Origin of the sequence: Arthrobacter crystallopoietes (genome assembly GCF_017603825.1) — a bacterium.
GTDB classification, from domain to species: Bacteria; Actinomycetota; Actinomycetes; order Actinomycetales; family Micrococcaceae; genus Crystallibacter; species Crystallibacter crystallopoietes_B.
Genome location: NZ_CP072014.1, coordinates 388,257 through 412,165, shown reverse-complemented (window position 1 = coordinate 412,165; position 23,909 = coordinate 388,257). Strand labels below are relative to the sequence as shown.

General features: G+C 65.6%; 24 protein-coding genes. 16 read left to right on the top strand and 8 right to left on the bottom strand.

Going from position 1 to position 23,909, the window contains the following annotated elements; all coding sequences use genetic code 11:
- Positions 1–58 precede the first annotated feature (58 nt).
- The 3 genes from J5251_RS01970 (at position 59) to J5251_RS01960 (ending at position 2,318) form a co-directional block, all read left to right on the top strand.
- Positions 59–967, top strand: coding sequence for an EamA family transporter (locus J5251_RS01970; RefSeq protein ID WP_139007206.1), 909 nt, complete (start codon positions 59–61; stop codon positions 965–967).
- A gap of 67 nt (positions 968–1,034) precedes the next feature.
- Complete coding sequence (locus J5251_RS01965) at positions 1,035–1,217, top strand: PspC domain-containing protein (RefSeq protein WP_139007207.1); 183 nt, start codon at positions 1,035–1,037, stop codon at positions 1,215–1,217.
- A gap of 111 nt (positions 1,218–1,328) precedes the next feature.
- Positions 1,329–2,318, top strand: a complete 990-nt coding sequence (locus tag J5251_RS01960; protein WP_139007208.1) for an LLM class flavin-dependent oxidoreductase — start codon at positions 1,329–1,331, stop codon at positions 2,316–2,318.
- 25 nt (positions 2,319–2,343) lie between these two features.
- On the opposite strand, the gene J5251_RS01955 is transcribed toward J5251_RS01960, so the two are convergent.
- The gene (locus J5251_RS01955) at positions 2,344–2,538 is read right to left on the bottom strand and encodes a 2-hydroxycarboxylate transporter family protein (RefSeq protein ID WP_276608414.1); all 195 of its coding nucleotides are present in this window, start codon (positions 2,536–2,538) and stop codon (positions 2,344–2,346) included.
- 269 nt (positions 2,539–2,807) lie between these two features.
- Between J5251_RS01955 and hpaE the strand changes: the two genes are divergently transcribed.
- Positions 2,808–4,328 (top strand): 5-carboxymethyl-2-hydroxymuconate semialdehyde dehydrogenase, encoded by a 1,521-nt coding sequence (gene hpaE, locus J5251_RS01950; RefSeq protein ID WP_139007209.1) that lies wholly within the window; start codon positions 2,808–2,810, stop codon positions 4,326–4,328.
- Positions 4,329–4,469: 141 nt separating this feature from the next.
- Positions 4,470–5,543 carry a 3,4-dihydroxyphenylacetate 2,3-dioxygenase gene (gene hpaD, locus J5251_RS01945; RefSeq protein ID WP_208574682.1) on the top strand — a complete coding sequence of 358 codons (1,074 nt, stop codon included), beginning with the start codon at positions 4,470–4,472 and terminating at the stop codon, positions 5,541–5,543.
- 102 nt (positions 5,544–5,645) lie between these two features.
- Here hpaD and J5251_RS01940 read toward each other — a convergent pair whose 3' ends face one another.
- Positions 5,646–6,578, bottom strand: a complete 933-nt coding sequence (locus tag J5251_RS01940) for a LysR family transcriptional regulator (protein ID WP_240793221.1) — start codon at positions 6,576–6,578, stop codon at positions 5,646–5,648.
- Positions 6,579–6,732: 154 nt separating this feature from the next.
- Here J5251_RS01940 and J5251_RS01935 point away from each other — a divergent pair, with 154 nt between their 5' ends.
- From J5251_RS01935 to J5251_RS20240, 5 genes are all read left to right on the top strand, one after another.
- Complete coding sequence (locus J5251_RS01935) at positions 6,733–8,103, top strand: MFS transporter (protein ID WP_139006687.1); 1,371 nt, start codon at positions 6,733–6,735, stop codon at positions 8,101–8,103.
- A gap of 52 nt (positions 8,104–8,155) precedes the next feature.
- Positions 8,156–8,953, top strand: coding sequence for a 3-hydroxybutyrate dehydrogenase (locus J5251_RS01930; RefSeq protein ID WP_139006686.1), 798 nt, complete (start codon positions 8,156–8,158; stop codon positions 8,951–8,953).
- Positions 8,954–9,128: 175 nt separating this feature from the next.
- A complete protein-coding gene (locus J5251_RS01925) occupies positions 9,129–9,908 on the top strand; it encodes an electron transfer flavoprotein subunit beta/FixA family protein (protein WP_139006685.1) in 780 nt (259 codons plus the stop codon).
- Positions 9,909–9,954: 46 nt separating this feature from the next.
- Positions 9,955–10,935 carry an electron transfer flavoprotein subunit alpha/FixB family protein gene (locus J5251_RS01920; RefSeq protein WP_139006684.1) on the top strand — a complete coding sequence of 327 codons (981 nt, stop codon included), beginning with the start codon at positions 9,955–9,957 and terminating at the stop codon, positions 10,933–10,935.
- A 54-nt stretch (positions 10,936–10,989) separates the two neighbouring features.
- Positions 10,990–12,762 (top strand): cytochrome b/b6 domain-containing protein, encoded by a 1,773-nt coding sequence (locus J5251_RS20240; RefSeq protein WP_244250761.1) that lies wholly within the window; start codon positions 10,990–10,992, stop codon positions 12,760–12,762.
- A gap of 85 nt (positions 12,763–12,847) precedes the next feature.
- Here the strand turns inward: J5251_RS20240 and J5251_RS01910 are convergent, their stop codons facing one another.
- Genes J5251_RS01910 through J5251_RS01900 form a run of 3 tightly spaced genes read right to left on the bottom strand, consistent with a single transcriptional unit; the run spans position 12,848 to position 15,502 of the window.
- On the bottom strand, positions 12,848–14,038 hold the full coding sequence (locus J5251_RS01910; RefSeq protein WP_139006683.1) for an acetyl-CoA acetyltransferase: 1,191 nt from the start codon (positions 14,036–14,038) through the stop codon (positions 12,848–12,850).
- Positions 14,035–14,751 carry a CoA transferase subunit B gene (locus J5251_RS01905; protein ID WP_139006682.1) on the bottom strand — a complete coding sequence of 239 codons (717 nt, stop codon included), beginning with the start codon at positions 14,749–14,751 and terminating at the stop codon, positions 14,035–14,037. Before J5251_RS01905 ends, J5251_RS01910 begins: the two co-directional genes overlap by 4 nt.
- 34 nt (positions 14,752–14,785) lie before the next feature.
- Positions 14,786–15,502: a CoA transferase subunit A gene (locus J5251_RS01900; protein ID WP_139006681.1), complete on the bottom strand. Its 717-nt coding sequence runs from the start codon at positions 15,500–15,502 to the stop codon at positions 14,786–14,788.
- Between the two features lie 178 nt (positions 15,503–15,680).
- Between J5251_RS01900 and J5251_RS01895 the strand changes: the two genes are divergently transcribed.
- Positions 15,681–16,469 (top strand): IclR family transcriptional regulator, encoded by a 789-nt coding sequence (locus tag J5251_RS01895; RefSeq protein WP_139006680.1) that lies wholly within the window; start codon positions 15,681–15,683, stop codon positions 16,467–16,469.
- 124 nt (positions 16,470–16,593) lie between these two features.
- Here the strand turns inward: J5251_RS01895 and J5251_RS01890 are convergent, their stop codons facing one another.
- Positions 16,594–17,103 (bottom strand): CBS domain-containing protein, encoded by a 510-nt coding sequence (locus J5251_RS01890; RefSeq protein WP_139006679.1) that lies wholly within the window; start codon positions 17,101–17,103, stop codon positions 16,594–16,596.
- A gap of 230 nt (positions 17,104–17,333) precedes the next feature.
- On the opposite strand from J5251_RS01890, the gene J5251_RS01885 reads away from it, so the two are divergent.
- Together J5251_RS01885 and J5251_RS01880 are read left to right on the top strand one after the other, a co-directional pair.
- Positions 17,334–18,017 (top strand): hypothetical protein, encoded by a 684-nt coding sequence (locus tag J5251_RS01885; protein ID WP_240793219.1) that lies wholly within the window; start codon positions 17,334–17,336, stop codon positions 18,015–18,017.
- Positions 18,018–18,047: 30 nt separating this feature from the next.
- On the top strand, positions 18,048–19,097 hold the full coding sequence (locus J5251_RS01880) for a Gfo/Idh/MocA family protein (protein ID WP_240793218.1): 1,050 nt from the start codon (positions 18,048–18,050) through the stop codon (positions 19,095–19,097).
- Between the two features lie 5 nt (positions 19,098–19,102).
- Here J5251_RS01880 and J5251_RS01875 read toward each other — a convergent pair whose 3' ends face one another.
- Both J5251_RS01875 and J5251_RS01870 read right to left on the bottom strand, forming a co-directional pair.
- Entirely contained in the window at positions 19,103–20,107 is a 1,005-nt protein-coding gene (locus tag J5251_RS01875) for an aldo/keto reductase family protein (RefSeq protein ID WP_139006676.1), read from the bottom strand.
- A 41-nt stretch (positions 20,108–20,148) separates the two neighbouring features.
- The gene (locus J5251_RS01870) at positions 20,149–20,733 is read right to left on the bottom strand and encodes a TetR/AcrR family transcriptional regulator (RefSeq protein ID WP_139006675.1); all 585 of its coding nucleotides are present in this window, start codon (positions 20,731–20,733) and stop codon (positions 20,149–20,151) included.
- Between the two features lie 99 nt (positions 20,734–20,832).
- Between J5251_RS01870 and J5251_RS01865 the strand changes: the two genes are divergently transcribed.
- From J5251_RS01865 to J5251_RS01855, 3 genes are all read left to right on the top strand, one after another.
- Positions 20,833–21,360 carry a DoxX family protein gene (locus J5251_RS01865; RefSeq protein ID WP_205676853.1) on the top strand — a complete coding sequence of 176 codons (528 nt, stop codon included), beginning with the start codon at positions 20,833–20,835 and terminating at the stop codon, positions 21,358–21,360.
- Positions 21,361–21,519: 159 nt separating this feature from the next.
- A complete protein-coding gene (locus tag J5251_RS01860) occupies positions 21,520–22,041 on the top strand; it encodes a hypothetical protein (RefSeq protein WP_240793217.1) in 522 nt (173 codons plus the stop codon).
- Entirely contained in the window at positions 22,041–23,852 is a 1,812-nt protein-coding gene (locus J5251_RS01855; RefSeq protein ID WP_139006674.1) for a glycoside hydrolase family 15 protein, read from the top strand. Before J5251_RS01860 ends, J5251_RS01855 begins: the two co-directional genes overlap by 1 nt.
- The last annotated feature ends 57 nt before the right edge of the window (positions 23,853–23,909 follow it).

Sequence of the window (23,909 nt, the reverse complement as noted above, 5' to 3'; positions counted from 1 at the left end):
TATAAGTCGCCCGGCCCATGCATTTCTCGAACCGTTGCTGGACGGGAACGATGGCCACATGACGGCAAACGGCAGCACGAAGAAGCGCGGGTGGGCCGGCGTGCTCACCCTGCTCGGAAGCACATTGTCGAACCAGACCGGAGCCGCGGTCGCTTCCCTCGGCTTTCCGCTGATTGGGCCGGTGGGAGTCGTTGCAGTGCGCCAGTTTGTCGCCGCTGCTCTGTTGCTGCCGACCGTCCGGCCACGCCTGCGCAACTTCACCCGCCGCCAATGGTGGCCCGTCCTGCTGCTGGCTCTGGTTTTTGCCACGATGAACCTCAGCCTGTACTCCGCCATTGAGCGTATTGGGCTCGGTCTGGCCGTTACGCTCGAATTCCTCGGCCCGCTCGCCGTTGCGCTCTTCAGCTCCCGGAAGGTCGGCACAGCAATCGCCGGCCTTTTCGCCGGGGCCGGCGTGGTGATCATTACCTGGCCCGAGCCTTCGACCGACTACCTTGGCATCGGGCTGGCGCTCATTGCCGCGTGCAGTTGGGCATCGTACATTTTGCTAAACCGCTCTATTGGACACCGCATTCCGGGGATCGAAGGAACCGCGGCCGCGACGGGAGTGTCGGCGCTGCTGTTCGTACCGGTGGGCATAATCCTCTTCCTGAACAATCCGCCGAGCTTTTTCGCCATTGCCTGCGCAGCGACTGCCGGCGTCATGGCATCCGCCGTGCCCTACGTAGCCGACCTCATCGCCTTGCGTCACATATCAACCCACGTCTTCGGACTGCTGATGAGTGTGAACCCCGTCTTCGCCGCGGTGATCGGGATGCTCATGTTGGGCCAGGCCTTCGGGGCAACCGAGTGGCTCGGCACGGTGCTGATCGTCTGTGCCAACGTAAGTGTCTTGCTGCTCGGTGGCCCTGATAAAGATGATCCGGCGTCCGCGCAGGCATCGACTGGGATCCGTATCCGGGCTTAAACTGCTGCGGTTCAGTAGTTCCGAGGCAATTGTTCACGGCATAGCAATACGCGCGTAGCCTGAAATCATGAACTCTACGTTGGTTCGGCCCCGCAGTGGCAAAATGATCGCCGGCGTCTGCGCCGCGCTCGCCGCCCGGTTCGGAATTCCAAAGCTGCTTGTACGGATCGGGTTCGTGATCTTTGGCCTGGTGGGCATCGGCGAACTCGTGTACATCCTGCTGTGGATCATGATTCCCAAAGCACCCTGAGCGGCTCCAAAGTGCAGCCGCAGAAATAAGCTGGGCGCCGGCGTCGTTGTCCATGGTGTACCCGGGCAACCATGCCCGGAAATGCGCGTCTGACGAAAGGCTGGCTTACCAGTGACTGTTCCTCTTTCCATCCTCGATCTGGCAACCATTGGCAAGGGTGAGACGGTGCGGGACAGCCTTGAGGGCAGCGTCGCCCTCGCGCAACGGGCCGAAGAGCTGGGCTACCGCCGCATCTGGTACGCCGAGCACCACAACATGTCCTCGATCGCGTCCTCGGCGACCAGCGTGCTGATTGCCCATGTTGCCGCGCACACGGAGATCATCCGGCTGGGCGCCGGCGGCATTATGCTGCCCAACCACGCGCCGTTGACCATCGCCGAGCAGTTCGGCACGCTGGAGACACTGCACCCGGGGCGGATCGATCTTGGCCTGGGCCGCGCGCCGGGCAGCGACCAGAACACCATGCGCGCGATGCGCCGTGACCCGATGAGCGCCGAGAGTTTTCCGCAGGACGTGCAGGAGCTCCAGGGCTACCTGATCGGGCAGACGCGCATTCCCGGCGTGGAGGCGACGCCGGGCAAGGGCACCAATGTGCCGCTGTACATTCTCGGGTCCTCCCTTTTCGGCGCCAAGCTGGCCGCCGCGCTGGGCCTGCCTTACTCCTTTGCCTCCCACTTCGCGCCGAACGCGCTGCGGGATGCGGTGGCTGCGTACCGCCGCGAATTCCAGCCCTCCGAGCAGCTGGCCGAACCGTACGTGATCGCGGGCGTGAACGTCATCGCCGCCGATTCCAACGAAGATGCCCAGGCGCAGCTCCACATCACTAAGCGCTCCCGCGTCTCGCTGCTCTTCGGCCGCGACCGGACGTTCACCGACGAGGAAGCGGACATGATCCTCGAGTCCCCGCAGGGCCAGCACATCGAACAGATGGTGAAGTACTCCGCGGTCGGCACGCCGGAAGCGGTCAAGGAGTACTTGGACGGCTTCGCCAAGCATGCCGACGCCGACGAGCTGATTGTCGCGCACCAGTCGCCGACGACGGCGCAGCGGCTCCGCTCGGTGGAGCTTACGGCCGAGGTGAGCGGTCTGGTAGCCGCCTAGTAGTCATCGGTTTCTTATTTCCGTTTCACAGGGCCAGCATTGGCACCATTAGGGAGGTAAGGAACAGCACCAAGGTGCCGCCGATGCGGTTGGTGATCGCCGCAAACGGCATCAAGTGCATACGCTCGGAGCCGCTGAGGACTGAGAGGTCACCGGATCCGCCGGTGCCCGGCTTGACGAGTCCGGGGACGATCGCCACCTCCACGAAGTTGAACTTCACCAACAGGCTGCGACGACGAAACGCACATTCCAACGTGCAGACGGACAGACGGACAGACGGAAGGGCCGGAATAGGGCAAGCTGACCGCAAAGCGCCGGAAAGACAGTGCTGAGACTCGTAGGAGACTGAGTGTCTCCATGGCATAGGCGTCGTGAGCTATTGACAGCAACGCGTGTGTTCGGTCACCATGGATCGTATACGATTTCAAATCCGAAACGTTCTCGCCCTTGGAAGAAAACCCCTTGAACGAGGGGGGAAGGATCACGCCCGTGAGCAAGCACTTTGTCCCGGAGAACCTGCCCGACCACATCCAGCACTACATCGATGGCAAGTTCGTCGACTCCATCGGTGGCGAGACCTTCGAGGTCCTGGATCCGGTATCCAACCAGACCTACGCCACGGCCGCCTCCGGCCAGACGGAAGACGTTGACCTCGCCGTCGCGGCCGCCAAGCACGCCTTCAAGGAAGGCCCCTGGCCGAAGATGCTGCCCCGCGAACGCTCGCGAGTGCTGCACAAGATCGCCGATATCGTCGAATCGCGTGACGACGAACTCGCCTACCTCGAGAGCTACGACTCCGGCCTGCCGATCACCCAGGCCAAGGGCCAGGCCCGCCGCGCCGCAGAGAACTTCCGCTTCTTCGCCGACCTTATCGTCGGGCTGGAGGACAACGCGTTCAAGGTGCCCGGTCGCCAGATCAACTACGTGAACCGCAAGCCGATCGGCGTCGCCGCCCTGATCACGCCGTGGAACGTTCCTTTCATGCAGGAGTCGTGGAAGCTCGCCCCGGCACTCGCGACTGGCAACACCGTGGTCATGAAGCCGGCCAGCTACACGCCGCTCTCCGCCGCGCTGTGGCCCGAGATTTTCCGCGAGGCGGGTGTGCCCGAGGGAGTCTTCAACCTGATCTTCGGATCCGGTGGCGTCGCGGGCGACTACCTCGTGAAGCACCCGGATGTGCCGATCGTCTCGTTCACCGGTGACAGCTCGACCGGTGCCACCATCTCGACCGCGGCCGCCCCCCAGTTCAAGAGCCTCTCGCTCGAGCTTGGCGGCAAGAGCCCGGCTGTTGTCTTCGCCGATGCCGACATCGAGGCCGCCCTCGACGCCACTGTTTTCGGTGTGTTCAGCCTGAACGGCGAGCGTTGCACCGCCGGCAGCCGCGTGCTCGTGCAGCGCGACATCTACGACGACTTCGTAGCTCGCTTCGCCGAGCGTGCGAAGAACATCGTGGTGGGTCTCCCGAGCGATCCCGCGACTGAGGTCGGTTCGCTCGTGCACCCGAACCACTTCGACAAGGTCATGAGCTACATCGAGATCGGCAAGTCCGAGGGCCGCCTCCTCGCCGGCGGCGGTCGTCCCGAGGGTTTCCCCACGGGCAATTACGTTGCACCGACAGTGTTCGCCGACGTCGCCCCTGATGCCCGGATCTTCCAGGAGGAAATCTTCGGGCCGGTCGTCGCAATCACCCCCTTCGACACCGATGAAGAGGCGCTCGAGCTCGCGAACAACACCAAGTACGGCCTCGCGGCCTACGTCTGGACGACGAACTTGAAGCGCGCGCACAACTTCGCGCACGCCATCGAATCGGGCATGGTGTGGCTGAACTCGAACAACGTGCGCGACCTGCGCACCCCGTTCGGTGGCGTCAAGGCCTCGGGCCTCGGACGCGAGGGCGGCTACCGCTCGGTGGACTTCTACACCACTCAGCAGTCGGTGCAGATCACCCTCAACGAGGCCCACTCACCCAAGTTCGGCGTTGAGGTCAGCCGGGAAACCGGCGACGCCTAATTGCCTGTCCGGCTTGCTCCGGCCGCTTGACGGGGCTGACGCCGAGTCCAGACCTCCGTCGCTAGCGTCGGCCCCCGAGGGGAGTGGGCCAAGGTCCATGGGCCCACTCCCTCACCAATCCAAAAATTCTAAGGAATCATCATGAGCAACGAAATTCCCAAGCCCAGTGTCCCTGCTCCGGACATTGTCCGCTGCGCGTACATGGATCTGGTCGTCACCGATCTGGCCAAGTCCCGCGAGTTCTACGTGGACGTCCTCGGCCTGCACGTGACCGAAGAGGACGAGAACACCATCTACCTGCGCTCCCTGGAGGAGTTCATCCACCACAACCTGGTGCTGCGCAAGGGCCCGGTCGCCGCCGTGGCTTCGTTTGCCTACCGGGTGAAGTCCCCGGCCGAAGTGGACGCCGCCGAGGCCTACTACAAGGAACTCGGCTGCCGCACCGAACGCCGCAAGGACGGCTTCTCCAAGGGCATCGGCGACTCCGTCCGCGTGGAGGACCCGCTGGGCTTCCCGTACGAATTCTTCTACGACGTCGAGCACGTCGAGCGCCTCACCCAGCGCTACGACCTCTACAGCGCCGGCGAACTGGTCCGCCTGGACCACTTCAACCAGGTCACCCCGGACGTGCCCCGCGGCCGCAAATACCTTGAGGACCTGGGCTTCCGAGTCTCCGAAGACATCAAGGATTCCGACGGCGTCACCTACGCCGCCTGGATGCACCGCAAGCAGACCGTGCACGACACCGCCCTCACCGGCGGCGACGGCCCGCGCATGCACCACGTTGCCTTCGCCACGCACGAGAAGCACAACATCATCCAGATCTGCGACAAGATGGGCGCCCTGCGCATTTCGGACCGGATCGAACGCGGCCCCGGCCGCCACGGCGTCTCCAACGCGTTCTACCTGTACATCCTCGATCCGGACGGCCACCGCATCGAGATCTACACCCAGGACTACTACACCGGCGACCCGGACAACCCCACCGTCACCTGGGACGTCCACGACAACCAGCGCCGCGACTGGTGGGGCAACCCGGTAGTCCCCTCCTGGTACACCGAGGCCTCCCTGGTCCTGGACCTGGACGGCAACCCCCAGCAGGTCATCAAGCGGACCGACGCGTCCGAAATGGCCGTCACCATCGGGGCCGACGGCTTCTCCTACACCCGCGAGCCGGGCGAAGAACGCGGCTTCAAGGTCGGTGCCCAGCTGTAACAAAGCTGTAGCACGGTCCGGCGGCGGGATGCGGCACACAGCCGCACCCCGCCGTCGTGCACTTAACCGCTTCTGCGGCCGGCGAGGTGCCCGCCGTCGTAGTCAGTAATCCAGAGGTTCGCGGCCCAGCAGGGCGTCTTCGACGGCGGCCGTTCGGCGGCGCAGGGCCTCGGCTACAGCAGCGACGGCGGGCTGGCGCAACGAGTCCGGGCGCAGCACCATCCAGTAGGGGAGACGTTCCTGGAAGTCCTCGGGCAGCAACCGCACCAGGTCCGGGTGGCGGTCGGCCATAAAACAGGGCAGGAAGCCGATCCCAGCGCCAGCACGGGTGGCCTCGACGTGGACGAAAACGTTGGTGGAACTGAGTGAATCCAGCATGCCGGGAACCAGTCGCCGCGGCGCATCCAGATCATCCACCTGCAGCATCGAATCGACGAAGTACACCAGTCCATGCTCGCTGAGTTCCGCGACGCTCGCGGGCGTGCCAAAGTCCTCTAAATAGCGGCGCGAGGCATACATTCCCAGCATGTAGTAGCCCAGCTGGATCGCTTCGGCGCGGTGCACCTGCGGCTCGCCGACCACCACTTCCAGGTCCAGCCCGGAGCGGTGCTGCAGCGCTCGTCGGGTCACGTTCACGATTTCCACGCTGAGGTTCGGATGCTTCCTGCGCAGCTGTGCCACCGCCGGCGCGATGATGAACGCGCTGAAGCCATCGGTAGCGGAAATGCGTACGACGCCGGCGATCTGGTCCGCTTCTTCCTCGCCTTCGTTGATGGTGGCCACCGCGGACTCTACGTCCTCGGCGGCCCGCACGGCCCGGCGACCCAGATCGGTCAGTTCCCAGCCTCCCACGGTGCGGGCGAGCGTCCGGCCGCCGAGGCTCTTCTCCAGCGCGGCAATCCGGCGCGACACGGTGGTGTGGTTCAAACCCAGGCTCTCGGCCGCCGTCGTAAATCTTCCGGTCCGCGCCACGGCAAGCAGGATCAGCAGATCATGGGGGTTCGGGGCGGCGGCACCGGGGGACTGGTGGTTCATATCTGCAATTGTGCACTCGATCTCTGCGCAACTGGTCATTGATGCACAGCACTGGCTGTGTCCATACTCGGTAGAGCCGTCCTGTGTGCTGGAACACAGGACCCCCGCAACGCCGATGTCAACGCTGACACCTGCAGAACAAAGGAGTGCGCCGATGAGCGTCAACAAGCCGACATCCCCGGAAACGGAGAAATCGGGACTGAAAAAGATTGTGGCCGCCTCAATGGTGGGCACGGTGGTGGAGTGGTACGAGTTCTTTCTCTACGCCACGGCCGCCTCGCTGGTCTTCGGCCAGTTCTTCTTCCCCAATGCCAACACGGAGCTGGACGGCATCATCGCGGCCTTCCTGACCTACGCGGTGGGCTTCATCGCCCGTCCGCTCGGCGGCATCGTCTTCGGCCAGATCGGCGACAAGCTCGGTCGCAAGCACACCCTGCAGGTCACCATCATCATGGTCGGCGTGGCCACGTTCCTGATGGGCTGCCTGCCCGGCTTCAACTCCATTGGCTACTGGGCGCCGGCCCTGCTGGTGATCCTGCGCTTCGTCCAGGGCTTCGCCGTGGGCGGCGAGTGGGGCGGAGCCGTCCTGCTCGTGGCCGAGCACAGCCCGAACAAGTCGCGCGGGTTCTGGTCCAGCTGGCCGCAGGCCGCCGTTCCGGTGGGCAACCTGCTGGCCACCCTGGTGCTGCTGGGCATGTCCTGGATCCTCCCCTCGGACCAGTTCCTGAGCTGGGGCTGGCGCGTGGCCTTCTGGGTGTCCGCGTTCATCGTCATCATCGGCTACTACATCCGCACCCACGTCAACGAGGCACCGATCTTCCTGGAGGCACGCGCCCAGGTGGAAGCCGACAAGGCCGTCAGCTACGGCGTGATGGAAGTTGTGAAGAAGTACCCCAAGGGCATCTTCGGCGCCATGGGCCTGCGCTTCGCCGAGAACATCCTGTACTACATCATCGTCAGCTTCACCATTGTGTACCTGAAAACCGTGCACGAGTACGATACGAGCCAGTTGCTGCTGGCGCTGCTGGTGGCCCACGTCATTCACTTCATTGTGATTCCGCAGGTCGGCCGGCTCTCCGATGCCTTCGGCCGCAAACCGGTCTACCTGGCCGGTGCGGTGCTCGGAGCCAGCTGGGCGTTCTTCGCCTTCCCGATGTTCGATACGCAGAACCCGTTCATCATCATCGCCGCCGTGACTATCGGCCTGTGCTTCCACGCGCTGATGTACGCGGGCCAGCCGGCCATCATGGCCGAGATGTTCCCCACCCGCATGCGCTACTCCGGCGTCTCCCTGGGCTACCAGGTCACCTCGATTGTTGCCGGCTCGATGGCGCCGATCATCGCGACCGCGTTGCTGCAGGACTTCGGTTCCTGGGTCCCGGTGGCCATCTACGTGGCGGTGGCCTGTGCCATTACCGCGGTCGCGGTGATCACGCTGAAGGAAACCCGGGGCGCTTCCCTGCACGACATTGACGACGCCGACGCCCGCAAGCATGGACTGAACACGGCCCGGGTCAGCAACTGAGCCCCTCCACGCTCGCAATAAGCACCAACCTGCTCTACGTAAGGGAACTTTCATGACCAAGGAAACCGACCAGACCAACGAGCCCGCCGCCCAACAACTGGCGGGCAAACGGGCCCTGGTTACCGGCGGCGCCAGCGGGATCGGTCTGGCCGTGGTGCATGCACTCGCGGCCCGCGGCGCCCACGTGGTCGTCGCGGACGTGGACCAGGCCGGCGCCGACGCGGTGGCCAAGGAAGTCGGCGGCTCAAGCTGGGCAGTCGACTTGTTGGACCCGTCGGCCGTCACCGACGATCGGCTCACTGAGGCGCTCGACGGCGTGGACATCCTGGTGAACAACGCCGGCATCCAGCATGTCAGCCCGATCCAGGACTTCAACCCGGAGGACTTCCGGCGGATCCTGACGCTGATGCTGGAGGTCCCGTTCCTGTTGGTCCGCGCGGCACTGCCGAAGATGTATGCGCAGGGATTCGGCCGGATCATCAACGTCTCCTCCGTGCACGGGCTGCGTGCCTCCCCGTTCAAGTCCGCCTACGTCACCGCCAAGCACGGGCTCGAAGGCCTGTCCAAGGTCACCGCCCTGGAAGGCGGCGAGTACGGCGTGACCAGCAACTGCGTCAACCCCGGCTACGTCCGCACGCCGCTGGTGGAAAAGCAGTTGGCGGACCAAGCTCGGGTCCACGGCATCCCGGAATCCGAGGTGCTGGCAAAGATCATGCTGACGGAAAGCGCCATCAAACGCTTGGTCGAGCCGAAGGAAGTGGCCTCGCTGGTGGCCTGGCTCGCCAGCGACGAGGCGGCCATGGTCACGGGCGCCAGCTACACCATGGACGGCGGCTGGTCCGCGCGGTAAACGCGCTTCCTGCAACAAAGTTACGTACGACGTCGGCACTTAGCTGGGTTTTCCACCTACCTGAGTGCCGGCGTCGTTTTGTTGCGGTCACGCTCTGGAGCTCGTCGAGTGCGCCGGGCAGGGGCAGATAGACTGCTGATAAACCGGACCAACTCGTGAGTAAGGAGAGCCCGTCATGAAGATTGTCGTGTTGGCCAAGCAGGTGCCGGACACTTGGTCGGACCGCAAGATCAACCTGGAAACCGGCATGCTGGACCGGGAAGCCTCCGAACCGGTGCCGGATGAGATTAACGAGCGTGCCCTGGAAGTCGCGCTGCAGTTCAAGGACGCGAACCCCGACGCCGAGATCGTCGCGCTGTCCATGGGACTGGAAGACACGACCAAGACGCTGCGCAAACTGCTGTCGATGGGCGCCGACTCGGCCGTGTTGGTCACCGACGCCGCGCTGGCAGGATCGGACATGGTCCAGACCTCGCGGGTGCTGGCGGCTGCAGTGCAGCGGATCGCCCCGGACCTGCTGGTGGCCGGCAATGAGGCCACAGACGGCCGCGGTGGAATGATCCCGGCGATGGTCGCGGAGATTCTGGGCTGGCCGGTGCTGCCTAGCCTGGATGAGGTGACTATCACCGCCGAGGGTGTCTCCGGGACAACGCAGGTCGACGGCGGATCGCTCAGCCTCAGCTCCGGACTGCCGGCAGCCATCTCTGTCACGGAGAAGTCCGCGGAGGCGCGTTTCCCGAATTTCAAGGGCATCATGCAGGCCAAGAAGAAGCCGATGGAAACTTGGTCCCTGGCTGAGCTGGGCATTGAGGCTGGCCCTGATGCGGCCCCGGTTCGCTCCGTGATGGTCTCCGCCGCGGCGCGCCCACCGAAGGAAGCCGGTCCGAAGGTCGTCGACGACGGCACGGCGGCCAGCCAGCTGGCCGAGTTCCTCGCCGCCCAGCGGTTGATCTGACCGCACACCTGACTTGATGACTTGAATGACCGGAAGGGCAAGCATTATGGGAAACATCCTGGTACTGATCGAAACCACCGGCGCCGGTGCGTCGAAGCCGACAGCGGCCAGCCTGCTCGGCGCAGCCGCAACCATCGGCACGCCGGTGGCCGTGGCGGTGACCCCGCCCGGGCAGGGCGCGGAGCTGGCCGCGCAGCTGGGCTCGCTGGGCGCAGCCCATGTCTACCTGGCCGAATCCGACACGGCGAACACCGAGCTGGGCACCGCGGAGGTCGGGGCCCTCGCCGACGCCATAAAGGAGTACTCTGCCCAGACGGTGTTGGTGTCGAATACCAATGACTCCAAGACTGTCGCCGGGAGGCTGGCGATCGTCGCCGGCGGCTCCGTGGCCGCCGACGCGGTCGGAGTGCGCTACGACGAAGAAGGGCAGGAGGTCATCGTTCAGCACTCGGTGTTCGGCGGCGACTTCACCACGGAGTCCACGATCGAAGGCGGACTCATGATCGTCACGGTGCGGCCGGGATCGATCGATGCACGGGCCGAGGCAGTGTCCGATCCGCAGGTCAAAACCGCTCCAGTGTCTACCGCGGTTGCCCCGGGAGCGCGGATCGACCAGATTCTGGACGCGCCGGCCCAGACTGACCGGCCAGCGCTGCGGGGTGCCCAGGCTGTGGTCTCCGGCGGGCGCGGACTTGGCTCGAAGGAGAACTTCGCCCTGGTCGAGCAGCTCGCAGACAGTCTCGGCGCCGCGGTCGGTGCGTCCCGGGCAGCCGTGGACTCGGGCTACGTGCCCCAGTCGTTCCAGGTGGGGCAGACCGGCGTCTCAGTGACCCCGGACCTCTATGTGGCACTGGGGATCTCTGGTGCCATCCAGCACCGCTCCGGCATGCAGACGGCTAAGACGATTGTGGCCATCAACAAGGACGGGGACGCGCCGATTTTCGAGATCGCCGACTTCGGTGTGGTCGGCGATGTCTTCACCGTGGTACCGCAGCTGATCGACGAGATCAACGCCCGCCGTGGCTGAGGGCGCGGCCGGACCTGCTGTAGCTGAATGACCGTCCCGGAGGCGAGAGGCACGATGACCAATGAGAACAGCGCGGCTGACCCAGCCCCGCGACGTCAGCGTATGGCCGGATACCGGCCGCTGACACAGGCAACTCGGCAGGATCAGCAGCCTGCAGCCGCTGACGACGTCGACGTCGACGTCGCTGGCACGCTGCCGGCCTCGACTGAGAGTCCGGCGGCACCGGAGGCGCCAGTCTTGCAGCCGCCGAAACAGGCCGCGAGTCAGGCCTCGGCCCCGTCCCCTGCACAGAATGCGACTGCCGCGCCGTTCCAGGGGACTCAGGCAGCAGCGGCCGCCCCGGCGAAGAGACAGCGAATGGGCGGCTATCGGCCCTCGCCGCATGTGGAACAGGGTACGGACGACGCCGGACCGGCTGCCGAGGCGCCGGAGCCGCCGAAGACACCCCAGCCAGTGGCCCCGGTGCGCAAGCAGCGCATGGGGGCTCAGCCCGCCGCTTCCACCACTGCAGCACCTCCGGGTGCGGCACCCGCCGATGCGCCGCCTGCTACTCCTGTGCGGAAGCAGCGCATGGGGATGACGCCGTCGACTTCCGGGCAGGAACCTGCAGCAACACCATCGGGCAAGACCCGGATGGGAGCAGCCCCGGCACCGGCCGGATCCGCTGACACCAAACCCGGCACCGCTGGCGGCACCCGCCAGCGTATGGGCGCTATCCACGGGCAGGAAGCCACCGCAGCCGCAAGCCCCGCTCCTGCCCAACGTGATTCTGCCGCGCCAACCCGCGCGCGAATGGGGACACCGACACCGACCCCGCCCTCCACACCGACCGCAGGAGGGGCGGCCAAGAGCGGTTCCGGATCGGCTCCGCCTACAAGCTCGAACCGGCCCGCCCCGTCCGGTGGAGCCACCAATGCGGGCGAACGCCCGGCATGGCTTAAGCCGGTGGTCGTGACCGCCGTCGTACTGGTGCTAGCTCTGGTCGCGGTGCTCGCTGCCCGCTGGCTGCGGAGCATGGGGCCGGTGCAGGAGTTCATCGCGGCCTACGACGGCCATGCGTCCCAGCCGGATGGCGCGCCGGTGGGGTTGCCGGCATGGCTGGGCTGGCAGCACTTCTTGAACATGTTCTTCATCGTGCTCATTATCCGGACGGGTCTGCAGGTCCGTACCGAGCGCAAGCCTCCGGGTTACTGGACGGCGAAGCAGGACTCGTTCTTCTCTCCGAAGGGCAACATCCCGAAGAAGGTTTCCCTGTCCCAGTGGCTGCACCAGAGCCTGGACGTGCTTTGGGTGCTCAACGGGCTGGTGTTCATCGTCCTGCTGTTGGCCACCGGGCAGTGGATGCGCATCGTGCCCACCAGCTGGGACATTTTCCCGAATATGCTCTCGGCCGGCATCCAATACGTTTCCCTGGACTGGCCGACAGAGAACGGGTGGGTGCATTACAACGCGCTGCAGGTCATGACGTACTTCATCACCGTGTTCATTGCCGCGCCGCTGGCGATCATCTCCGGTATCCGGATCTCGACCTGGTGGCCGGAGAAGGCTGCCGGGCTCAACCAGGCGTACCCGGTGGAGTGGGCCCGGGCGATCCATTTCCCGGTGATGATCTACTTCGTAGCCTTCACCCTCGTGCACGTGTTCCTGGTCTTCTTTACCGGGGCCCTGCGCAACCTGAACCATATGTACACCTCGCGGGACATCGTGGACTGGTGGGGGCTGATCATCTTCGTACTCTCCCTGGTGGCCATCGCGGCAGCCTGGTTCCTAACGAAACCGCTTTGCACCACACCCGTCGCCGCCCGGATGGGCAAGGTCTCCAAGTAAAGACAAGTAGCTGAAGGGCGAAGAGCCGCCATCCCGCCTGGGCAAGGGGGGATGGCGGCTCTTACTTTTGCAAACGACCCGGGTCCTATACCGCTTCGAGCACGCTGACGTAGTTGGCGATGGCGAGGCCGCCCATGTTGTGTACGGCTGCACGGCGCGCACCGGGCAACTGCATTTCGCCGGCGGTGCCGCTGAGCTGCATGGCAGTGACTACGTGCTGGGAGACACCCGTGGCGCCGACGGGGTGGCCCTTGGCCTTGAGTCCGCCGGAGAGGTTTACGGGCAGTTTGCCGTCCCGGTAGACCCAGCCTTCTTCGATGGCGCGGCGGCCTTCGCCGGCAGGAGTGAGGCCCATGACTTCGTACATGATCAGTTCTGCGATGGTGAAGCAGTCGTGTACTTCGGCGAAGTCCAGCCCGTCCTGCTCGGTACCTGCCATCGCCAGGGCGCGCTGCCAAGCGGCGACGCTGCCCGCGAACGCGGTGGGATCGCGCTTTTCCACGGGCATGAAGTCATTGGCTTGGCCGAATCCTGTGAGCCGTACCGGTGCAGTTGCCGACGACGACGGCGCGGTGCCTGTTGTTAGCACGAGGGCGGCGGCGCCGTCGGATACGGGGGAGCAGTCCGTGCGGCGCAGCGGTTCGGCGACCATCGGGTTCTTGTCCGAGACTCTCCGGCAGAACTCTTCGCCGAGGTCCTTGCGCAGCTGGGCGTAGGGGTTCAGCACGCCGTTGCGGTGGTTCTTGGCGGCGATCGAGCCGAGCACATCCCCCGCCGAGCCGTAGCGTTTCTCGTAGTGCTTGGCGGTCTCGGCGAAGAGTCCGGCGAAGCCGGTGGTGGAGGACTTGCCGGCCATGTCGTAGTCGGCACCGAGCAGCGCCGCTCCGACTACGTCCGGACCTGCCTGCGTCATTTTTTCGGCCCCGATGACCAGCACGTTCCTCGCGGTGCCGGCCAGCAGCGACTTGGCGCCCTGCTGCACGGCTGCCGAACCGGAAGCGCAGGCATTCTCCACCCGCGTTGCCGGGACGTTGGCCAGGTCGTCGGAGACCTGCAGGGCCAGCGACGAGGCGAAGCCCAGGGGCAGCATGCCGGAGTTGAACTGGCCCAGATAGATCTCGTCGATCTGTCCCGGTTCCAGTCCGGCGTTGGCGATGGCTTCGCTGGAGACCTGGACGATCAGGGATTCCAGCGTCTCGTCGGTCAGTTTGCCGAACCGGGAGTGTCCCCAGCCGGTGAGCAGAATGTCCTTGCCGAACTGTTCCTGCAGGCTCATCGCTGTGCTCCTTCCAAGGCTGCGGCTAGCTCCGCCTCGAGCCCAGGAGCGACCGTGAAGGGGGCCTCGGTCTTGTCCCGGACCTCTTCGAGGGTGACTCCGGGCGCCAGTTGCGTCAGTACCAGTGACAGGTTGCCGCCGTCGTTGTTTGCGGTGTCGCCGCCGTCGTTAGTGATGTCGAAGACGGCCAGATCAGTGATGATGCGGTTGACTACGCGGACGCCGGTGAGCGGCAGCGAGCATTCCCTGACGATCTTGGGTGTGCCGTCCTTGGATACGTGGTCGGTCAGTACGACCACGCGAGGTGTGCCGGCCACCAGGTCCATGGCACCGCCCATACCCTTGACCATCTTGCCCGGAATGGTCCAGTTGGCCAGGTCGCCGGCTCCGGAGACCTCCATGGCGCCGAGGATGGCGACCTTCACATGCCCGCCGCGGATCATGCCGAAGGACGTGGCCGAATCGAAGATTGACCCGCCGGGCAGCACGGTAACGGTTTGCTTGCCGGCGTTGATCAGGTCCGCGTCTTCCTCACCCTCGTAGGGGAACGGACCCATGCCGAGCAGGCCGTTCTCGCTTTGCAGCACCACCCGCACGCCCTCGGGCAGGTTGTTCGCCACCAGGGTGGGGATGCCGATGCCGAGGTTGACGTAGTCGCCGTCGTTAAGTTCGGTGGCAGCGATAGCGGCCATCTCGTCTCGTGTCCAAGCCATGGTTTTCTCCTTAAGTTCGTGTCCGGTGGTCTGCTCAGGCGCCGACGGCGGCGGGCCGCGGGCGGACAGTGAGCTTTTCGATGTCCTTGGCGCGTCCGCTGGCCTGGACGAGGTGCTGGACGTAGACACCCGGGGTGATGATGTGGTTGGGGTCCAGCTGGCCGGGTTCGACGATGACTTCGGCCTCGGCGATGGTGACGCGGCCGGCGGTGGCTACCACCGGATTGAAGTTGCGGGCCGTGTAACGGTAGATCAGGTTGCCGTCAGTGTCTGCGGTGTGCGCGTGGACTAAGGCCAGGTCGGCGACGATGCCGCGTTCCTGGACGTACAGTTCGCCGTCGAATTCTGCGTGCGGCTTGCCCTCGGCGATCTGGGTGCCGACGCCGGTCTTGGTGTAGAACGCGGGGATGCCGGCCCCGCCGGCGCGCAGCCGTTCGGCCAGCGTGCCTTGTGGATTGAACTCCACATCCAGGGTCCCGGCGAGGAACTGCTCGGCGAAGAGCTTGTTTTCACCCACATAGGAGGCGAGGACTTTACGGACCTGGCCGGACTCGATCAGCACACCCAGCCCCTTGCCGTCGATGCCCATGTTGTTGGAAACGACTGTGAGGTCCTTGACGCCGGAGTCGCGGACGGCATCGATCAGGTCGGCCGGGATGCCGCTGAGTCCGAAACCGCCCACAGCGATGGTCATTCCGTCATGCAGCACACCTTCCAGTGCCGCCGTGGGTCCTGCTGCCAGTTTGGACATGCTTCCTCCTCGTTGAGTGTCTGACGCCCTGAACGCCTTGTTGTCCATGTAGTGGACATGTGGTTTACCTGCAGGCTAGCGGGGGTGTCACCGAGGCGTCAAGAGGATTGTTTTCGTGCATTTCACACTGTGGACAAGCGCCAGTAGACTGTCCATATTGTGGATCGAAGGGAGTGAAATGGCGGAGAAAACTGTGCAAGGGGCGCAAGTGGTCGGGCGTGTGGCTCAGTTGTTGCGCATCGTTGGACGCTCCCCTGAAGGAGGTGCGGCGCTTCCGGCTATCGTTGAGGCATCGGGGCTGACGCGGCCCACGGTCTACCGGCTACTGAACTCGCTGGCGGCCGAGGGGCTGCTGGACCATCATGCCGAGACGGGCACCTGGCATTTGGGCCCGGAGATCTATGTCCTCGGAGCTGTCGCCTCCAACCGGTACGCCATTGAGGACCTGGCGCGGCCGAGCCTGCAGCGGTTGGCGGATGAAACCGGCGAGAGCGCATTCCTTTCCATCAGGCGCGGTGACGAAACGGTGTGTCTGCTCCGGGTCGAAGGCAGCTTTCCGGTGCGCTCATTCGTTTTGCATGAAGGTGTCCGCTTTCCACTGGGAGTTGCTTCCGCCGGACTAGCCATCATGGCCTTCCTCCCGGAAGAGGAGGTGGACCGGTTGCTTGACGACGGCGGTGTGCGCGCCGCGCGTTTTGGACCGGCCCATACCGCAGAACGGATCCGGGCGAACTTGGAAGCGACCCGTCGCAACGGCTACACGGTGAATCCCGGACTCATCCTTGAGGGCAGTTGGGGGATGGGGGCCGCCGTTTTCGACCGCCACGGCAACCCGGCATGGGCTCTGTCCCTCACCGGCATCGAGCAGCGGTTCCGCCCGGAACGGCAGGAATTCCTCGGGAAGCTTCTGCTTGAGGAGGCGCACAAGATCACCCAACAACTGGGCGAGCACGCCAGTGGGCGCTGAACGTTTGATGCTCGAGGCCGGTACTAGACCTTAAAGCTCTTGCGTTGGCATCAGGCGGCCGGCCGGTCAGGGTTCTGCGTCTTCCCAAACGTCGAGGACGCAGCGCCGGCGCGCCGGGACCGGTTCAGGGGCCCGTGGGCTGCTCGTGCAGGACGAACCTCTCGCTGTCCGCCCCGCATTTGGGGCAGGCCTTGGGCGGGTGTTCACCCCTCACCGGTTCGCCGCAGGCTCCGCACATCCACTCGGTTGCCAGCAGCGCCACGATGTCCGCGCGGCTGACGATCCCGACCAGGCGCCCGTTCTCCAGCACCGGAACGCGCACGATCCATTGGTTGACCAGCAACTTCCGGATGTCCGAGATGGCGGTGTCCGTGGTCACGCTGATCACGGAGCTGGTCATGACCTGGGCCGCGGTGACGCCCGGAGTCGCCAGCAGGTCGTACTCGCTGACCAGCCCGACCACATGCTGCTCATCGTCCACTACCGGTACGGCGCTGATGCGGTGTTTGCCCAGCAGCTGGGCGACGTCTTCGATCAGTGCTTCGGCGACAACGCTAATGACCGGCGTTGTCATGATGTCGCGTGCGGTTACCGGGGCATGGGAATCCACCAGCAAGCCACCTTCCTGGACCATGCGGCCTAGGCCGCAGAAAGATCCGATCGGCCGGAACGGGGAATGCCTCGCTGCGCTTCCCCTGACCTTCAGCCTAGCCAGCCGCCTGCATTTAGCAAGGGGTCGACATACGTTGTGGATGCCTCCCCCGGGCGCCAGCCAGCGTATATTTCCTCCCAAGGGGACGTTTCGACGGGCCGACGGGCCGGCCGGCCAGAGCTAACTCGAGGCGGTGACGGAAGGAGCTGGAATTGGAACAGATAGCTACGACGGCGGGACGCGGCTTTGCGCTCCTGTTCCGAGGAATCAAAGCCCTCCGCCCCGAGCGCCCGATCCATCCGGAAGGCGTCAGCCTCACCGGGTCGGCCGACAGGCTTCCGCCCGGACGGCGAAGCGGGATATCGTGGCTCGATACTCCCGGTACCGTCCAAGTCCAGGCACGGCTGTCGCGATCGATCGGCCTGCCCGAACCGCTGCCGGACATCATCGGGCTGGCCCTGCGGGTACTGGCAGACCCAGGACCCTTCGATGTACTGCTCGCATCCACGGGGATGTCCGGAGCCAGCCGTTTCATCCTGACGCCGCACAGATTCGCGTCGGAGCCAGCATTCACCACCTTGATGCCGTATCAGAGCAGCCGCGGGCCGGTGCTGCTGGCGGCCCGTACTCTGGACTCCGCGTTCAGGCTCCCCGCGAAACCGGAGGCCTTCCGGCGGGCACTCGGGGACCGCGTCTGGACGCTGGGGCTTTACCATTCCGCACTCCGCGGGCCATGGACCCGGTTCGCCACTATGTCCTTGTCGCTTGATGCAACCCAGCAGGACACGGACCGGCGGTTCGATCCGCTACTGCATCCACTGCCCGGCGCCGGCACCTACCGTTGGACCCGATCCCTGCGCGAGCCTTCCTACACAACGGCCCGCGAGCCGCGCTAACAGCGCTCCCTTCCCCGTAAGATGGCGCTCGTGACCCACGTTGAACCACTCCGTACCGCAGTCATCGGCTTCGGCCTCTCAGGCCGGGTCTTCCATACGCCGTTCCTCGAAGCCAGCGGCGAATACTCGCTGGACTTCATTGTCACCGGCAACCCCGAGCGCGCCGTCCTCGCCCGCGCAACCTACCCGGATGCGGAAGTCCTCGCTGGCACGCAGGAGCTGTTCGGCCGCGCCGCCGACCTGGACCTGGTGGTCATCGGAACCCCGCCCGCCAGCCACTTCGCGCTCGCAGGCACTGCACTGGAACTCGGGCTGAATGTAGTGGTGGACAAGCCGTTCGTTCCCACATCCGCCGAAGGCGAGACGCTGATTGAGAAGGCACGGCAGGCCGGCGTCGTACTCTCGGTCTTCCAGAACCGGCGTTGGGACTCGGATTTCCTTACCCTCAAAAAACTGCTTGCCGACGGCGGGCTCGGCCAGGTGCATATCTTTGAGTCGCGTTTTGAGCGGTGGAAGCCGGCGGGCCTGCGGGCTTGGAAGGCGACTGCCGGGACCGCCGAGGGCGGGGGCATCCTCTCGGATCTCGGCTCGCACTTGATCGACCAGGCGCTGCAACTCTTCGGTCCCGTCGCCACGGTCTATGGCGAGACCGCCCGACACACGGACGCTGGTGCCTCGGAAGCGGATGAGGACGCGTTTGTGTCCCTGCTGCACGAGTCCGGCGTGCGCTCGCGGCTGTCCATGAACCTGATCTCCGGGCTGCCGGCGCCGCGCTTCCATGTGCTCGGCTCCAAAGCCGCCTTCACCAAGTGGGGGACGGACGGGCAGGAGGCAGCGCTCGACGGCGGTATGTTGCCTTCCGCGGCAGGGTACGGCGAGGAGCCGGAAGAGACCTGGGGGGCCACCGGTGTGCCCGGCGAGGTGCGGCCGGTCAAGGCCGAGCGCGGGGCGTATCCGGAGTTCTACCGGCAGCTGGCCGCCAGCATCACGGCCGGCGCGCCGGTACCGGTGGACCCGGCGGAGTCACTCGCCGTCGTCAGGATTATTGAGGAGGTCCACCGGCAGAACCGGTCGCGCTAGGGCCGTCAGGTCAGCCGCTCTTTCGGGGCCCGGGTCTTGGCCGGGTCACGCTCGGCGAGGCCGCCGATGACGTCTTCAATCTTGCCCATCACGGCATCGTCCAGCCGCACGCCGGCAGCGGCCACATTGGAGACCACCTGCTCCGGCCGGGACGCTCCGATGATTGCGGAGGCGACATTGGGATTCTGCAGGACCCAGGCAATGGCCAGTTGGGCCATGGTCAGCCCGGCTTCCTCCGCCAGCGGCGCCAGTTGCTGGACGCCTTCGAGCACGTCGTCGGACATCCAGCGCTCGATCATCTGGGCGCCGCCCTTTTCATCCGTTGCGCGGCTCCCGGCAGGTGGTTCGGCGCCCGGCAGGTACTTGCCGCTCAGCACTCCCTGGGCCATCGGCGACCAGACGATCTGAGAGATACCCAGCTCCTCGGAGGCGGGAATGACCTCGCCCTCGATGACCCGCCACAGCATGGAATACTGCGGCTGGTTGGAGATCAGCTGGATGCCCAGCTCCTTCGCGAGCGCGTGCCCGGCGCGCAGTTGCCCGGCGTTCCACTCGCTGACACCGATGTACAGTGCCTTGCCCGCGCGGACCACGTCGGCAAAGGCCTGCATGGTCTCCTCAAGCGGGGTTTCGACGTCGTACCGGTGGGCCTGGTAGAGGTCCACATAGTCCGTTTGCAGCCGGCGCAGGGACCCGTCGATCGATTCCATGATGTGCTTGCGCGACAGCCCCGTGTCGTTGTGCCCCTTGGGTCCGGTGGGGAAGTACACCTTGGTGAAGATCTCCAGCGACTGCCGCCGTTCGCCCTTCAAAGCGGCGCCGAGGACTTCCTCCGCGGCGGTGTTGGCGTAGACGTCGGCGGTGTCGAAGGTGGTGATGCCGGCGTCCAACGCCGCCCGAACGCATTGCGTTGCCGTGTCGTTTTCCACCTGCGAGCCGTGGGTAAGCCAGTTGCCGTAGGTGATTTCGGATATTTTCAGGCCGCTGTTGCCCAGGTATCTGAATTCCATGCTGCCCAGACTAGTGCCAAAGTACGACGCCGGGCCGTAATTCAGGCGATATCGCCGGCTTTGTGAGGGAAGAGGACACGCGCCACTCTCCGCGCCGCGTCCTGCGGGTCGGCCGGCAGATCCGCCGGCAGGTTACCGCTGAGCCACAGGGAAGCGAATCCGTGCACCAGCGACCAGGCTGCCAGTGCAGCGTCCCGAGGCGTGGTGCCACCGTCCTGCGCGTACGGCGCGGCACCCTCGTAGAGCATCCGCGATGTTCTGGCCTGGGCCTCGAGCAGTTCCGGATCGTCCGCATGGTAGAGCTCAGGGCGGAACATTACCTCGAAGTGCGCGCGGTGCTCGACGGCGAAACCCACGTAGGCGACGCCAACAGCCAGATACCCGTCGGGCTGGCCCGCAGCCTTTTGCAGGACATCGCCGAGCAGGCCGAACCCCTGCGCGGCGACGGCGGTCAAGAGGCCGGCTTTGTCACCGAAATGGTGTGCCGGGGCCGCATGGGAGACGCCGGCGCGCCGGGCCAGATCGCGGAGGCTGACAGCGGCGGGGCTGGACTCGCGAATCGCCTCCAGCGCGGCATCGATGATGGCACGGCGCAGATCGCCGTGGTGGTAGGTCGAGGTTTCCATCCTCTTAGATTAGTTGCTATCTAGTCATTGACAAGTTCGATCATCAGAGTAATCTAGTCAGTGTCAAGATACGTAGAATGTCCGATGGAAGGACTTCCCATGGCACCGCTTATCACCCTGTTGGCCGTCACACTGCTGCTGCGCCTGGCCGGGGCTCTCGGCGTCAAGCCCCTCCGATCCTGGCTGGTGAGCCTGCGCGGCGGGTTGGCCGCCATGCTGGTCCTGACCGGAACGGCCCACTTCAACGGAATGCGCGCGGACCTCATCGACATGGTGCCCCCTGTGCTTCCTTACCCCGGGTTTCTGGTCACGCTGACTGGCGTGCTGGAGCTCGCTGCGGCCCTTGGTCTACTGCACCGGCGGACGGCTCCCTGGGCTGGAGCAGGATTGACGCTGCTGCTGGTGGTTATGTTCCCGGCCAACGTCTACGCGGCTGTTGCGGGAATCGAGTTCGGCGGGGAACCTGCCACCGCACTGCTGCCGCGAACTCTGATGCAATTGGTGTTCATTGCCGCTGCTGCCGCCGTGGCCCTGCCCGCTTTCAAGGCACTGCGCAATCGGCGGAAGACCGCTTCACATATTCGCAGGGACGGTCTTAACGCCCATTTTCCGGACAGCGGGCAATAGGGGCTTCCGCGCTACGGGCTCTCCGGCGGGACTTCCTGGACGGAAGTTCCGCCGATAGCCGTTGCCGGGGCTGCCGAGGGAACCATAGTCTTTCCACAAGCCTCGCCGTGCATACTTCCACCCAGATCCTCTTCGGTGTCTGCCGGCGGGAAAACTGGCGTGTCGGCAGGACGCCGCGGGGCGGCGTCGGGAGGCGGAGACGAGATGGACTGGGCAGGCTGGGCGGTGTTCGGACTGCTCGCAACAGGTGCACTCACGATGGTCATGATCGCCGCGCAGATGGCTGGCCTGACCCGGCTCGACCTGCCTTTGGTGCTGGGGACGCTGGTCACCCCGGATCCGGACCACGCGCGGGTGGCAGGCTTCTTTATCCATCTCGCGGCCGGCCAAATCTTCGCTTTGGGCTACGCGGCCACGTTCGCGCTGCTGGGGCAGGCGACCTGGTGGCTTGGGGGACTGCTGGGCCTGCTGCACGTGGCAGTCGCCCTGACAATAGTGCTTCCGCTGCTGCCCGGCGTCCACCCGCGGATGGCCTCGCACCGGGCAGGACCGTCAAACCGCGCCGCACTCGAGCCCCCGGGCCTGCTGGCTTTGAACTACGGCATCCAGACCCCCGCCGTGGCAGTGGCCGCGCATCTGGTCTACGGCGTCATGCTCGGGCTGCTCTTCCAGGTCCGCTGATGGAGGCGGAACAGCGGGGTCCAGAGAACGCCCGGCAACCGGACATCGGAGACTACGGGCTGATCGGCGATACCCGGACTGCTGCGCTGGTGTCCGGCGCCGGCGCGATCGACTGGATGTGCGTTCCCAGCTTCGACGGCGAACCCGTCTTCGGGCGCCTGGTCGGCGGGCCCGAAGCAGGGACCTACCGGCTGGGTCCGGCCGTGCCAACGGTACCCGCGCAGCGCCGCTACCGCCCGGAAACTGCCACGCTGGAAACAACCTGGGCGGTGGGCGAGGGCACGCTCGTCCTCACGGATGCCATGGTGGCCGAAGTTCGCGGACAGCTGCTGCCCACCACGTTGCTGGTGCGGCGGCTGACGGCCGTGGGCCAGCCGGTGGAAGCAGTGGTGGAGTTTGATCCGCGTCTTGGCGAAAGGCACGTCCGGCCGCGGGTCCGTTCCGGCCGGAGCCTGGTCTGCGAGTGGGGCCCGCTGGCGCTGAGTCTGGGCAGCGGTCCGGAACTGACGATCGAAACCGGCATCCCGTCGTCGTTCGTAGTAATCCCGGGCCAGCCCGTCACTCTGGTGCTGGCCGTGGCGTACGGGGAACCGCTGGTGCAAGTGGAGCCGGATGCGGCGGTGGAGTTGCTGACGGCGGACGAGGAGCTGTGGCGGGCTTGGGCAGCGGAGATCGACGGCGGAACACCCTACCGGGATGCGGTGGTGCGCAGTCTGCTGACGCTGCGGCTGCTGACCTATTCGCCTTCCGGGGCTCCCGTGGCTGCGCCGACAACCTCGCTCCCCGAGTTCCCGGGCGGGATCCGCAACTGGGACTACCGCTACGCCTGGCCCCGTGACGCCAGCATCGGGGTCGGGGCGTTCCTTGGCGTCGGGAAAGCCGGCGAGGCCCGCAGCTTCCTTCGCTGGCTGCTGCATGCGAGCCGACTGGAACGGCCCCGGCTGCCCGCGATGCTCACGCTGACCGGCAGACATGTTCCGCCGGAACGCACTCTGACGGGATGGCCGGGATACGCCGAAAGCACGCCGGTCCGCGTGGGTAACGGCGCGGCCACACAGCATCAGCTCGACGGTTACGGCTGGGTCCTCGATGGGGCTTGGGTGCTGGTGGAAGCAGGGCACAAGCTCTACTCGGAGACTTGGCGGGCCATGCGCGGATTCGCCGACCTGGTGGCCCGTCGATGGCAGGAACCCGATGCGGGAATCTGGGAGATCCGCGACGACGCCGCGCACCACGTGCACTCCAAGATGATGGGCTGGCTTGCCCTCGACCGCGCGCTGAACATCGGGCGTACCCACCGCGTCTCGCAGCGGCAGCAGCAACGGTGGCACGCAGCGCGGGAAGCCCTCGCCGCCGAGGTCAGGCTCAAGGGCTTCGACCCGGACGGGAACACCTATACCCGCAGCTACGGATCCAGCGACCTCGATGCGGCCGTGCTCATCCTGCCGCTTCTGGGTATCGAGGAGCGGGATTCGGAGCGGACCCGCGGCACCGTGGACGCCATCCGCCGCAAGCTCTCCGCGGGTGGGCCCCTGCTGTACCGCTACCCGCCCGGACGCGACGGCCTGCCCGGGGTGGAGGGTGCGTTCCTGCCGTGCTCCTTCTGGCTGGTCCAGGCGCTCGCCGAAACGGGCCGCCGTCCCGAAGCTGCGCAGCTGTTCGAGGAAATGCTCGGGCTGGCGAATGCTCTGGGCCTCTTCGCCGAGGAGATGGATCCGCAAACCCACGCCCAGCTGGGGAACTTCCCGCAGGCGCTGACCCATGCCGCGCTGGTCCAGGCCGCCTTGGCCCTGCGTGAGTCCGAAGGATAACCGTTCATAAGTTTTTCCCAACGCTCGCTCAGGAAGCTGGTTGCGGGGCACGCACTG